The organism is Streptomyces sp. NBC_00435 (assembly GCF_036014235.1).
Classification (GTDB): Bacteria; Actinomycetota; Actinomycetes; order Streptomycetales; family Streptomycetaceae; genus Streptomyces.
The window spans coordinates 2,690,905-2,703,031 of the sequence record NZ_CP107924.1 but is presented as its reverse complement, the minus strand read 5'-3'; the positions used below and the strand labels follow the sequence as shown (position 1 = coordinate 2,703,031).

11 protein-coding genes are annotated in these 12,127 nt (G+C 69.6%); 4 read left to right on the top strand and 7 right to left on the bottom strand.

Translation table 11 applies throughout. The features are described 5' to 3' along the window. Window positions 1-78 precede the first annotated feature (78 nt). Window positions 79-1,461 carry a glycine--tRNA ligase gene (locus OG389_RS12450; protein ID WP_328298545.1) on the top strand — a complete coding sequence of 461 codons (1,383 nt, stop codon included), beginning with the start codon at window positions 79-81 and terminating at the stop codon, window positions 1,459-1,461. Between the two features lie 80 nt (window positions 1,462-1,541). Here the strand turns inward: OG389_RS12450 and OG389_RS12445 are convergent, their stop codons facing one another. The 6 genes from OG389_RS12445 to OG389_RS12420 form a co-directional block, all read right to left on the bottom strand. Next, entirely contained in the window at window positions 1,542-2,258 is a 717-nt protein-coding gene (locus OG389_RS12445; RefSeq protein ID WP_328298544.1) for a VC0807 family protein, read from the bottom strand. Window positions 2,259-2,381: 123 nt separating this feature from the next. Beyond that, a complete protein-coding gene (locus tag OG389_RS12440) occupies window positions 2,382-2,975 on the bottom strand; it encodes a TetR family transcriptional regulator (RefSeq protein ID WP_328298543.1) in 594 nt (197 codons plus the stop codon). A gap of 21 nt (window positions 2,976-2,996) precedes the next feature. Continuing rightward, on the bottom strand, window positions 2,997-4,037 hold the full coding sequence (locus OG389_RS12435; RefSeq protein WP_328298542.1) for an aldo/keto reductase: 1,041 nt from the start codon (window positions 4,035-4,037) through the stop codon (window positions 2,997-2,999). Window positions 4,038-4,111: 74 nt separating this feature from the next. Continuing rightward, a complete protein-coding gene (locus tag OG389_RS12430) occupies window positions 4,112-4,561 on the bottom strand; it encodes a MarR family winged helix-turn-helix transcriptional regulator (RefSeq protein WP_328298541.1) in 450 nt (149 codons plus the stop codon). After that, window positions 4,561-4,977, bottom strand: coding sequence for a polyketide cyclase (locus OG389_RS12425; RefSeq protein ID WP_328298540.1), 417 nt, complete (start codon window positions 4,975-4,977; stop codon window positions 4,561-4,563). The genes OG389_RS12430 and OG389_RS12425 overlap by 1 nt, the downstream gene beginning before the upstream one ends. Window positions 4,978-5,083: 106 nt before the next feature. After that, window positions 5,084-5,428 (bottom strand): DoxX family protein, encoded by a 345-nt coding sequence (locus OG389_RS12420; RefSeq protein ID WP_328298539.1) that lies wholly within the window; start codon window positions 5,426-5,428, stop codon window positions 5,084-5,086. Window positions 5,429-5,518: 90 nt separating this feature from the next. Between OG389_RS12420 and OG389_RS12415 the strand changes: the two genes are divergently transcribed. Next, on the top strand, window positions 5,519-5,974 hold the full coding sequence (locus OG389_RS12415; protein ID WP_328298538.1) for a MarR family winged helix-turn-helix transcriptional regulator: 456 nt from the start codon (window positions 5,519-5,521) through the stop codon (window positions 5,972-5,974). Window positions 5,975-5,999: 25 nt separating this feature from the next. Here OG389_RS12415 and OG389_RS12410 read toward each other — a convergent pair whose 3' ends face one another. Then, entirely contained in the window at window positions 6,000-7,454 is a 1,455-nt protein-coding gene (locus OG389_RS12410; protein WP_328298537.1) for an MFS transporter, read from the bottom strand. 64 nt (window positions 7,455-7,518) lie between these two features. Here OG389_RS12410 and dusB point away from each other — a divergent pair, with 64 nt between their 5' ends. Both dusB and ppdK read left to right on the top strand, forming a co-directional pair. Beyond that, on the top strand, window positions 7,519-8,661 hold the full coding sequence (gene dusB / locus OG389_RS12405) for a tRNA dihydrouridine synthase DusB (protein ID WP_328298536.1): 1,143 nt from the start codon (window positions 7,519-7,521) through the stop codon (window positions 8,659-8,661). A gap of 375 nt (window positions 8,662-9,036) precedes the next feature. After that, a complete protein-coding gene (gene ppdK, locus OG389_RS12400; protein WP_328298535.1) occupies window positions 9,037-11,745 on the top strand; it encodes a pyruvate, phosphate dikinase in 2,709 nt (902 codons plus the stop codon). The last annotated feature ends 382 nt before the right edge of the window (window positions 11,746-12,127 follow it).

Sequence of the window (12,127 nt, the reverse complement as noted above, 5' to 3'; positions counted from 1 at the left end):
TCCCGATTTGAAAGGGGGGGTGCGGGCGCCGGTAACCTTGAGGCTTCGCCGTTCGTCCTCGTAAATGAAGAGAGCACCGTGGCCGCCGACAAGATCGAAACCATCGTCAGCCTGAGCAAGCGCCGTGGCTTCGTTTTCCCGTGCAGTGACATCTACGGCGGCTCTCGGGCTGCCTGGGATTACGGTCCGCTCGGTGTCGAGCTCAAGGAGAACATCAAGCGCCAGTGGTGGAAGGCGATGGTCACCGGGCGTGAGGACATCGTCGGCCTCGACTCGTCCGTGATCCTGGCCCCCGAGGTCTGGGTGGCCTCCGGCCACGTCGGTACCTTCTCGGACCCGCTGACGGAGTGCACCTCCTGTCACAAGCGCCACCGCGCCGACCACCTGGAAGAGGCGTACGAGGCCAAGCACGGCCGCGTGCCCGCCAACGGTCTCGCCGACATCAACTGCCCCAACTGCGGCGTGAAGGGCCAGTTCACCGAGCCCAAGCAGTTCTCCGGCATGCTGGAGACCCACCTCGGCCCGACCCAGGACACCGGCTCCAAGGCGTACCTGCGCCCGGAGACCGCCCAGGGCATCTTCACCAACTTCGCCCACGTGATGACCACCTCGCGCAAGAAGCCCCCCTTCGGCATCGCGCAGATGGGCAAGTCCTTCCGCAACGAGATCACGCCCGGCAACTTCATCTTCCGCACCCGCGAGTTCGAGCAGATGGAGATGGAGTTCTTCGTCAAGCCGGGCGAGGACGAGCAGTGGCAGGAGTACTGGATGCAGGAGCGGTGGAACTGGTACCGCGACCTCGGCATCCGCGAGGAGAACATCCGCTGGTACGACCACCCGAAGGAGAAGCTGTCCCACTACTCGAAGCGCACCGCCGACATCGAGTACCGCTTCAACTTCGGTGGCAATGAGTTCTCGGAGCTCGAAGGCGTCGCCAACCGCACCGACTTCGACCTCAAGGCCCACTCGGCGGCCTCCGGTCAGGAGCTCGTGTACTTCGACCAGGAGACCAAGGAGAAGTACACCCCGTACGTCATCGAGCCGGCGGCCGGTGTCAACCGCGCCATGCTCGCCTTCATGCTCGACGCGTTCAACGAGGACGAGGCCCCCAACGCCAAGGGCGTCATGGAGAAGCGCACCGTGATGCGCTTCGACCCGCGCCTGGCCCCGGTGAAGGTCGCCGTCCTGCCGCTGTCGCGCAACGCGCAGCTGTCGCCGAAGGCCAAGGGCCTCGCCGCCGACCTGCGCAAGTTCTGGAACATCGAGTTCGACGACGCGGGCGCCATCGGCCGCCGCTACCGTCGTCAGGACGAGATCGGTACGCCGTTCTGCGTCACCGTCGACTTCGACACCCTCGACGACAACGCGGTGACCGTGCGCGAGCGCGACACCATGAAGCAGGAGCGCGTCTCCCTGGACCAGATCCAGAGCTACCTCGGCAGCCGTCTGCTCGGCTGCTAGGTTCCCCCGCAAAGACGGCAGTGGCCCGGTGCGCATCGCGCACCGGGCCACTGCCGTTCCGAGGCCCGTTCAGCAGCCGCTCACGCGGGCGCCGCTCCGCCGACGTCGGCGGCCAGGGCCACGGCCCTGGCCTCGCCCTCGGCCTGGGTCCGCTTGGAGAACCGGATGGTCCAGAAGATGAGCGAGACCAGGAAGCCGTAGATCAGCACCGGGCTGACGACGACCATCGTGTCCACACTCAGCCGGTACGCCAGCACGACCCGCAGCAGGGCCTCCACCAGGTACGCGACGCCCCAGACGGTGGTCATCTTCCGCATCGCGCCGCGGAAGTCGGGGTACTGCCAGAGCCCGTTGAAGTACGCCACGCCTTCCTTGGTCCCGTCGGTGCCGAACTTCCGGCCGAAGTAGAACATCAGCGGCCGGGGAGCGAACAGGGTGGCGATGCAGAGTGCGCCGAACAGACCCGTCACGCCCGAGTCCTTGACGAGAAGCGCGCGGGCCGAGTGCGTGCCGATCAGCGTCACGAGGGCGGTGATCACCAGGAAGACGAGGGTGACCACGGCGAACTCGTCGACCTTGCGCCGCCAGGCGAGGTGGACGGCGGAGTCGACCACCGGCCAGACACCGCTGACCAGCAGCGCCGCGAACTCGCTCCAGCCCCGGTCGGTGAGCATGTTGTACGTGAGGATGGGCGCGACCACGTTGAACCCGATGGTCAGGATCCAGCCGATGGCGGCAGCGGCTCCGGACCGGGCCGGTGGGCCCGGCTGCGCGGCCGGTACTTCCTGAGCGGACAAAGTTCCCCCTGGAACAGACCTGATGATGTGCGGTAAGGGGAACGTAAGAAGGCTGAGGGGGTCCGGCAAGGGCCCTGCGTCCAAAATGATGATCAAGCTGTCCGGAGTGGCCAGTTCCAGACGTCAGGCGCGCAGACCCCGGACGACCAGGGCGCTGACCGCCTCGAACTCGGCGGTGATGTCGGGTGAAAGCCAGTCCGCCGCGTACTGCGGATCGTGGAAGCGGCCGGTGGCGTCGAACACCGCGCGCGCGGCGGCCGGGACGTCGGGTGCGGTCAGCGATCCCGCGGCGACGCCCTCACCGATGATCCGGGAGAGCTGCTCGATCAGCTCGGCCAGGTGCTGGTCCACCACGCCGCTGTTCTCGGCGAGCAGCACCGTGTACGTGGCGAAGAGCTCCGGGTCGGCGCCCGCCTTCTTCCGCTTGGCCTCGAACAGCGCCTCCAGCCAGGACTCCAGCTTGGAGGGGGCGGGCTCGGAGGGTGCCGAGGTGATCTGCTCCAGCACGGCCACGCTCTTGGTGAGCCAGCGGTCCGTGACGGCCTCGCGCAGCGCCGCCTTCGACGGGAAGTGCCGGTACACACTGCCGTGGCTGACGCCCAGGGCCCTGGCCACGTCCACCACGGTCGCCTTGGTCGGACCGAAGCGGCGCAGCACCTCCTCGGTGGTCTCGAGGATGCGCTCGGGGGTGAGGGGCTCGGCGGCTGCGGGTGGCATGAGTACGACCGTACAGCCGGATCAGTGTTCGCTGTCCAGGTGGGCCATCTGCGCCGCCGGATACCGCTCGCCGGCCGCGGCTCCGGCCGGCACCGCGTCCTCGATGGCCGCGAGGTCGGCGGGGGTCAGAGTGACCTCGAGGGCGCCCAGGGCCTCGGTGAGCCGGTCGCGGCGGCGGGCGCCCACCAGAGGCACGATGTCCTCGCCCCGCGAGAGCACCCAGGCGATGGCGGTCTGGGCGACGGTGACGCCCTTCTCGTCGGCGACCTTGCGCAGGGCGTCGACCAGGTCGAGGTTCCGGTCGAGGTTGTCACCCTGGAAGCGCGGGCTCATCCCCCGGAAGTCGCCGGGCGCCAGCGCCCGGTCGCGGGCGAAGTGACCGCTGATCAGACCGCGGGACAGCACTCCGTACGCCGTGATGCCGATGCCGAGCTCGCGGGCGGCAGGCAGGATCTCCTCCTCGATCCCGCGCGAGATCAGGGAGTACTCGATCTGGAGGTCGGAGATCGGGGCGACGGCCGCGGCCCGGCGCAGGGTGTCCGCGCCGACCTCGGAGAGCCCGATGTGCCGGACGTGCCCGGCTCTGACGGCCTCGGAGATGGCGCCCACGGTCTCCTCGATCGGGACGTCCGGGTCCACGCGGGCGATGCGGTAGATGTCGATGTGGTCCCGGCCGAGCCGCTGGAGCGAATAGGCCAGGAAGTTCTTGACGGCCTCCGGCCGGCCGTCGTATCCGGTGAAGCCGCCCTCGACCGTGCGCAGGGCGCCGAACTTCACGCTGGTCAGCGCCTTCTCGCGGGCCGCTGCGGGCGCGGTGCGCAGGGCTTCGTTGATGAGGAGCTCGTTGTGCCCCATGCCGTAGAAGTCGCCGGTGTCCAGGAGGGTGACGCCGGCGTCGAGGGCGGCGTGGATGGTGGCGAGGGACTCCGCCCGGTCGGCTTCGCCGTAGAGCGCGGACATCCCCATGCAGCCCAGCCCCAGCGGGAAGGTGTCGGGGCCGGTGCGGCCGAGGGTGCGGTGCGGTGCGGTGGCGTGCGCTGAGGTGCTCTCGTTCGTCGTCATGGAACGAGAATGGCATGACGGGTGACAGATTTCAATATCTGTCACCCGTCAGTATGAAGGTGCCCGCCCCGGAACTAGGGCTGCCCGGGCCGTCCAGGCTGTTCGGGCCGTGCCAGGCGGCTCAGCAGGGCGACCACGTCCCCGCGCGGGACCGGCCGGAAGAACTCCGCGTCGACCCGCTCGACGGCGGCGATGGCCCGCGGCGCCAACTCCGCCCCGGCCCCGGTGACGCGCAGCCGCTTGGCGCGGGTGTCCGCCGGGTCGACCTCGCGTGCGACGAGCCCCTTCTGCTCCAGGGTCCGCACCACCTGGGAGGTCATCTTCACGTCCGTGCCGGCCTGGCGCGCCAACGTCTGCTGGTTGGGGTGCTCGCCCTGGCCGTTGAGCCACCAGGTGCAGGCCAGTAGGACGAACTGCACGTGGGTGAGGTCCAGGGGGGCCAGCGCGGCGGCGATCCCGCGCTGCCAGCGCAGGGTGGCGTGCCAGAGCAGGAACCCGGGGCTCTCGCCGGGGGCCAGCGGCATCAGCCCCGGGCCGTCCGGACCAGTGCTGCCATGGTTTCGGGCCAGTCCGCGGTGATGGCCGGGCCGATCCGCGGGCCGGCCTCGCCGGCGCCCTCGCCGCTGATCTCCATCCGGTAGAGCACCCGGCCCCGGTCCGGGCCCAGGCGGTCGATCCGGTGGGTGGTGCGCAGGACCAGGCCGGCGAAGCGCGCCTCGTCGACGAACATCTCGCCCTCGGTCACCTCGGCGACGAGTAGTTCCACCGGGTCCTGCCCGGCCGGGGTCATGGTGATCTCCGCACCCGCCGCGAAGGCGCCCCGGAGCTCGATCTTCTCAATGTCGGCGTTCCAGGTGCCCCAGTTCTCGACGTCGGCCCACAGGGCCCAGATCGCCTCGGGCGCGGCAGTGGTCTCGACGCTGTGCTCGTACTCCCACATGGGGACCTCCGGGGTAGATGTTCTTCGCGCAGACTATCTGCGCGAAGAGTAACTGTCCAGGAGGCCGGGCGCCGAAGGGGTGAGGCGGTTCGGGGTTCGGGGGCGACTACGAGGCCGCGCGCAGGACCAGGGTGGCCAGCGCGACCACGGTGAGGACGGCGGCCGGGGCGAGTTCGTAGTCCTTCGCGCGCAGGTGGGTGATGACCGCGCCGATGAAGTAGAGCGTCACACCGATGGCGGCCGCCACGCCCAGCGGGCTCAGCCACAGGCCCGCGACCAGGCCGATCGCCCCCGCCGCCTTGAGGGCCGCGAGGCGCGGCATCCAGGAGTCCGGTACCCCGACCTTCGTCATGCTCGCCGTGACGGCCGGGTTGCGCTGGATCGAGAAGGTGGCGGAAGCGGCGAGTACGAGGGCGAGCAGTCCGGCGACGACGGCATAGGCAATGAACATGATGGTCTCCAACGGTCGACAATGTAGAACCATTGAATAGCATCAACGATCGGCAGAGTGCAATCATTTTGGAGTTGTTACGATGTGGACATGACGGCGCCTCAGGACCCCCAGCACCCCCCGCAGCGGCTGGGCCTGCTGCTGGCCTGGCACGGATCGGTCACCCAGACCCGCATGAGGAAGGCGCTCAGCGCCGCCGGGCTGACCCCGCGCCACGCGATGACCCTGACGCACCTGGCCGGCGGCCCCATCGGGCAGCGCGCGCTGGCCGAACGGCTCGAGGTGGACCCGAGCGTGCTGGTCGGGATCCTCAACGACCTGGAGGGCAGCGGCCTCGCGGAGCGCCGCAGGGACCCGGCCGACCGCCGCCGCCACAACGTCGCCATCACCGAAGCCGGCAACGAGGCCCTCGCCAAGACCAATGCGGCCCTCGACGCCGCGGAGCTCGGAGTGTTCGCGCGCCTCACCGGCGAGGAACAGGAACTGCTGCGCCGGCTGCTGGACCGGATCGACTCGCACGCCGAGGACTTCAACTGCCAGGAGTAGCCGGTCGCAGCGGTCGCAGCAGCCGTCAGCCGCGCGGGGGAGCCCCGGCCGGCGCAGGGGTGGGGACCGGCTCCGACTCCAGTTCGCGGGCCGTGCGCAGGGCGGTCCCGTGCGCCCAGGCCCCGCTGGTGGCGGCGCCCACGGCCAGGACGAGCAGCCCGCACGCGGTGATGATCCACCAGGCGGGCCGGGTGGCCGCCTCGAAGCTGCCGCCGTCCGCCGTCCCGGCCGCCAGGACCGCGCCGATCACCGCGACGCCCAGCATCCCGCCGGTCTGCCGGCTGGTGGAGGCGATCGCGGAGGCGACCCCCGCCTGGGAGCGGGGCATCCCGGAGACCGCCGTGTTGGTGATCGGGGCGTTGACCATGCCGAACCCGAGGCCGAAGAGCACGTACCCGGCGAACAGCAGGGCCGTGGAGGTCTCCGCCTCGAACGCGGCGAACAGCAGCCCGCTGGCCGCCATGGCCACCCCCGCGACCAGCAGCGGCAGCCGCGGCCCCCGGGCACCGACCAGCCGGCCCGAGATCGGTGCGCACAGGCCGGTCAGCGCGGCCATCGGGAGCATGTAGAGCCCGGCGTGCAGGGCGTCCAGCCCCCGTACGTCCTGGAGGTACAGGGTGTTCAGGAAGAGGAACCCGGACAGCGCGGCGAAGGCGCTCACCGCGATCACCGTCGCCCCACTGAAGGGGGCGCTGCGGAAGAACCGCGGGTCGATCAGTGGCTGGGCCCGCCGGGGCTCGTAGACCAGCAGCCCGATCAGGGAGGCGACCGCGACCGCCGCGCAGCCGAGGATCAGCCCGGAGGTCCAGCCCGCGGCCGGGGCCTCGATGATCCCGTACGTCACCGAGGCGAGCATGGCCATGATCAGCAGCTGGCCCACCGGATCCGGGGCGCGGGGGTGGTCGGCCCGCGACTCGGGGACGTAGCGCAGGGTCAGCGCGAGGGCGAGCAGGCCGACCGGGAGGTTGATCCAGAAGATCGACCGCCAGCCCACCGTGTCCACCAGCAGCCCGCCGATCAGCGGACCGGCGGCCATGGCGACGCCCACGACCGCGCCCCAGACGCCGATGGCGCGGGCGCGTTCGCGCGGGTCCGTGAAGGTGTTGGTGATGAGCGACATGGCGACGGGGTTCAGCATCGAGCCGCCCACCGCCTGGATCATCCGGAAGACGACCAGCCACTCCAGGCTCGGCGCGAGCGAACAGAGCAGTGAGCCCGCCGTGAAGAGCACGAGGCCGGCCGTGAAGACCTTGCGCCGCCCGATCCGGTCCGCCGTGGAGCCGGCCAGTATCAGCAGCGAGGCCAGGACCAGCGTGTACGCGTCGATGGTCCACTGCATTCCGGCGACGGAGGCGTCCAGCTCCCGGCGCATGGCGGGCAGCGCGACGTTCAGGACGGTGTTGTCGAGACTGACGAGCAGCAGGCTCATGCAGCAGATCGCCAGTACGAGCATGCGCCGCCGGTGGCTCAACTCGTGCATGATCCGGATAGTACGCCTAACTAAAGAAATGCGTGGAGCGGCGCGCCTGAGCCACAATGGTGGGATGACCACGCTCCCCCCGCCTCTCGCGATCGGCCCGCACACCGTGCAGCCCCCGGTGGTGCTCGCGCCGATGGCCGGCATCACCAATGCCCCGTTCCGTACCCTGTGCCGCGAGTTCTCGGGCGGCAAGGGGCTGTTCGTGAGCGAGATGATCACGACCCGGGCCCTGGTCGAGCGCAACGAGAAGACCATGCAGCTGATCCACTTCGACGAGACCGAGAAGCCCCGCTCGATCCAGCTGTACGGAGTCGATCCCGCGACGGTCGGCAAGGCGGTCCGCATGATCGTCGAAGAGGACCGCGCCGACCACATCGACCTCAACTTCGGCTGCCCGGTGCCCAAGGTCACCCGCAAGGGCGGCGGCTCGGCCCTCCCGTACAAGCGCAACCTGCTGCGCGCGATCCTGCGCGAGGCGGTCGCCGGCGCCGGTGACCTGCCGGTGACGATGAAGATGCGCAAGGGCATCAACGACGACCACCTCACGTACCTGGACGCCGGCCGCATCGCCGTCGAGGAGGGCGTCACCGCCATCGCCCTGCACGGCCGCACCACCGCCCAGCACTACGGCGGCACCGCCGACTGGGAGGCCATCGCACGGCTCAAGGAGCACGTCCCGGAGATCCCGGTGCTCGGCAACGGTGACATCTGGTGCGCCGAGGACGCGCTGCGCATGGTCCGCGAGACCGGCTGCGACGGGGTGGTCGTCGGGCGCGGCTGCCTGGGGCGGCCCTGGCTGTTCAACGACCTGGTCGCGGCCTTCGAGGGGCGCCCGGAGGACTTCCACAAGCCGACGCTGCGCGAGGTCGCGGCCACCATGCACCGGCACGCCCAGCTGCTGGGGGAGTGGATCGGCGACGAGGCCCGCGGGGTGATCGACTTCCGTAAGCACGTGGCCTGGTACACCAAGGGCTTCTCGGTGGGCTCGGAGATGCGGCAGAAGCTCGCCGTCACCTCCTCCCTGGCCGAGCTGGATGCTCATCTGAGCGAGCTGGACCTGGATCAGCCCTGGCCGGACAGCGCGGACGGCCCGCGCGGCCGGACGTCCGGAAACAACCGGGTTGTCCTGCCCGAAGGCTGGTTGAAGGATCCGTACGACTGCGCGGGCGTGAGCGAGGAAGCCGAACTGGACACGTCCGGAGGCTGAGAAACGGCTGGCAAACCGTGCCAGTGACGGCGTGACATACGCCACGCATGGGAGAGGTTTCGCTCAGATGAGCGGAATAGTCACGGGTAAGACTTTCAAAGGGTGGCACTGGGTGCCACCCTTTGTTCGTTCAACTCTTGAACGCAAATGTATCGATGATCGCTCATCCGAGCGTGAACAGGCCTCAGTGGACCCCTCTCCCTTCGGGAGGTGAAGGGTCTTCGTAGGTTTCAGCTACTCGTCAGTTACATTGGATCTGCTGGTAGGCGGGTGGTTACGGCCACATGACCGCCAAGTGGACGTACCCATAAGCCTTCGATCTGGGTATGTTCCTGGCCGTCAGGGCAGCCACCGAGCCTCGAGGAGTCGAGACCCGTGTCGGAAAACAAAGATCAGAAGTTCGTCTACGACTTCACCGAGGGCAACCGCGACCTCAAGGACCTTCTCGGCGGCAAGGGTGCGAACCTCGCCGAGATGACGAACCTTGGTCTGCCGGTCCCTCCCGGCTTCACCATCACCACCGAGGCCTGCAAGGTCTACCTCGACAGCGGCGAGGCCCCGGCCGAGCTGCGCGAAGAGGTCAGCGCGCACCTCGACGCCCTCGAGGCGAAGATGGGCAAGAAGCTCGGCCAGTCGGACGACCCGCTGCTGGTCTCCGTGCGTTCCGGCGCCAAGTTCTCGATGCCCGGCATGATGGACACGGTCCTCAACATCGGCCTCTCCGACGCGTCCGTGACCGGCCTCGCCACGCAGGCCGGTGACGCGCGCTTCGCGTGGGACTCGTACCGCCGCCTCATCCAGATGTTCGGCAAGACGGTCCTCGGAGTCGAGGGCGAGCTCTTCGAGGACGCCCTCGACGAGGCCAAGGCCGCCAAGAAGGTCACCGTCGACACCGATCTCGACGCCGCCGACCTCAAGAAGCTGGTCACGCGCTTCAAGAAGATCGTCTCGAAGGAGGCCGGCCGCGAGTTCCCGCAGGACGCCCGCGAGCAGATGGACCTCGCCGTCGAAGCGGTCTTCAACTCCTGGAACACCGACCGCGCCAAGCTCTACCGCCGCCAGGAGCGCATTCCCAGCGACCTGGGCACCGCGGTCAACATCTGCTCCATGGTCTTCGGCAACCTCGGACCCGACTCGGGCACCGGCGTCGCCTTCACCCGCGACCCCGCCACCGGCCACGCGGGCGTCTACGGCGACTACCTCCAGAACGCCCAGGGCGAGGACGTGGTCGCGGGCATCCGCAACACCGTGCCGCTCGCGGACCTGGAGGCCATCGACAAGGCCTCGTACGACCAGCTCATGACGATCATGACGACGCTGGAGAACCACTACAAGGATCTCTGCGACATCGAGTTCACCATCGAGCGCGGCCAGCTGTGGATGCTCCAGACCCGCGTCGGCAAGCGCACCGCCGGCGCCGCCTTCCGCATCGCCACCCAGCTCGTGGACCAGGGCCTCATCGACGAGGCCGAGGCGCTCCAGCGCGTCACCGGCCACCAGCTGGCCCAGCTGATGTTCCCGCGCTTCGACGAGGACGCGAAGACCGAGCTGCTGGGCCGCGGCATCGCCGCCTCCCCGGGCGCGGCGGTCGGCAAGGCCGTCTTCGACTCCTACACGGCTGTCAAGTGGTCCCGCTCCGGCGAGAAGGTCATCCTGATCCGCCGCGAGACCAACCCGGACGACCTGGACGGCATGATCGCCTCCGAGGGCATCCTGACCTCGCGCGGCGGCAAGACCTCGCACGCCGCCGTCGTCGCCCGCGGCATGGGCAAGACCTGTGTCTGCGGCGCCGAGGAGCTCGACGTCGACACCAAGCGCCGCCGCATGACGGTCGGCGAGACGGTCATCGAAGAGGGCGACGTCGTCTCCATCGACGGCTCCACCGGCAAGGTCTACCTCGGTGAGGTACCCGTCGTACCCTCCCCGGTCGTCGAGTACTTCGAGGGCCGCATGCACGCGGGCGCCGACGACGCCGACGAGCTCGTCGCCGCCGTGCACCGGATCATGGCCTACGCCGACCGCGTGCGCCGGCTGCGCGTGCGCGCCAACGCCGACAACGCCGAGGACGCGCTGCGCGCCCGCCGCTTCGGCGCCCAGGGCATCGGCCTGTGCCGCACCGAGCACATGTTCCTCGGTGAGCGCCGCGAGCTGGTCGAGAACCTGATCCTCGCGGACACCGACAAGGAGCGCGAGGCGGCACTCAGTGCCCTCCTGCCGCTGCAGAAGAAGGACTTCGTCGAGCTGTTCGAGGCGATGGACGGGCTGCCCGTCACCGTCCGCCTGCTCGACCCGCCGCTGCACGAGTTCCTGCCCGACATCACCGAGCTCTCGGTGCGCGTCGCCCTCGCCGAGTCCCGCAAGGACGCCAACGAGAACGACCTGCGCCTGCTCCAGGCCGTCCACAAGCTCCACGAGCAGAACCCGATGCTGGGTCTGCGCGGCGTCCGCCTCGGCCTGGTCATCCCCGGCCTGTTCGCCATGCAGGTCCGGGCGATCGCCGAGGCCGCGGCCGAGCGCAAGAACGCCAAGGGCGACCCGCGCGCCGAGATCATGGTCCCGCTCGTGGGCACCGTCCAGGAGCTGGAGATCGTCCGCGAGGAGGCCGACCAGGTCATCGCCGAGGTCGAGGCCGCCACCGGCACCAGCCTCAAGCTGACCATCGGCACCATGATCGAGCTGCCCCGCGCCGCCCTCACGGCCGGCCAGATCGCCGAGGCCGCGCAGTTCTTCTCCTTCGGCACGAACGACCTGACCCAGACGGTGTGGGGCTTCTCCCGCGACGACGTCGAGGCCAGCTTCTTCACCGCGTACCTGGAGAAGGGCATCTTCGGGGTCTCGCCCTTCGAGACCATCGACCGTGAGGGCGTCGGTTCCCTGGTCCGCAGCGCCGTGGAGTCCGGCCGGGCCACCCGCCCCGACCTCAAGCTCGGTGTCTGCGGAGAGCACGGCGGCGACCCCGAGTCCGTCCACTTCTTCCACGAGGTCGGCCTGGACTACGTCTCCTGCTCGCCGTTCCGGATCCCGGTCGCGCGCCTGGAGGCCGGCCGCGCCGCCGCCGAGGCGAAGGGCAGCGACAGCCGCTGACCCTCCGCGGCCCCGACACGGGGCCCCACTGACCGCGCCTGCCCCCGGGTTCCCTGACACCCGGCGGCGGGCGCGCCTATTTTCCCGGCCGTTTCCGGCCGCTCTCGCCGCTCTCGGGTCTTCCCGCTGGTTCCCGCCCGTTCCGGTCCGTTCCCGGCTGATCAATATTGGTTCAATGTTGTTCCAGATGCCTTAACGGCAACAGGCGGTGGACGGATCCCCACCCGTCCACCGCCTGCCGCCAATCCGCCGGACACGTCGGCGCTTCCCGGTGCGACCGACCGCCAGGCCCCGCAAAGCCCCCCACGGCCTTCGCGGAGCGTTTCGGTCGCGTCGGAGTGTGCCCGGCGGAGTACAGGATTTCGGTTGTCACGCCCCCGCC

Coding starts and splice junctions, on each gene's coding strand:
- dusB (WP_328298536.1), top strand. CDS start 7,519: ATGACCACGCTCCCCCCGCCTCTCGCGATCGGCCCGCACACCGTGCAG.
- OG389_RS12420 (WP_328298539.1), bottom strand. CDS start 5,428: ATGTTCATTGCCTATGCCGTCGTCGCCGGACTGCTCGCCCTCGTACTC.
- OG389_RS12440 (WP_328298543.1), bottom strand. CDS start 2,975: ATGCCACCCGCAGCCGCCGAGCCCCTCACCCCCGAGCGCATCCTCGAG.
- OG389_RS12430 (WP_328298541.1), bottom strand. CDS start 4,561: ATGCCGCTGGCCCCCGGCGAGAGCCCCGGGTTCCTGCTCTGGCACGCC.
- OG389_RS12425 (WP_328298540.1), bottom strand. CDS start 4,977: ATGTGGGAGTACGAGCACAGCGTCGAGACCACTGCCGCGCCCGAGGCG.
- OG389_RS12435 (WP_328298542.1), bottom strand. CDS start 4,037: ATGACGACGAACGAGAGCACCTCAGCGCACGCCACCGCACCGCACCGC.
- OG389_RS12415 (WP_328298538.1), top strand. CDS start 5,519: ATGACGGCGCCTCAGGACCCCCAGCACCCCCCGCAGCGGCTGGGCCTG.
- OG389_RS12410 (WP_328298537.1), bottom strand. CDS start 7,454: ATGCACGAGTTGAGCCACCGGCGGCGCATGCTCGTACTGGCGATCTGC.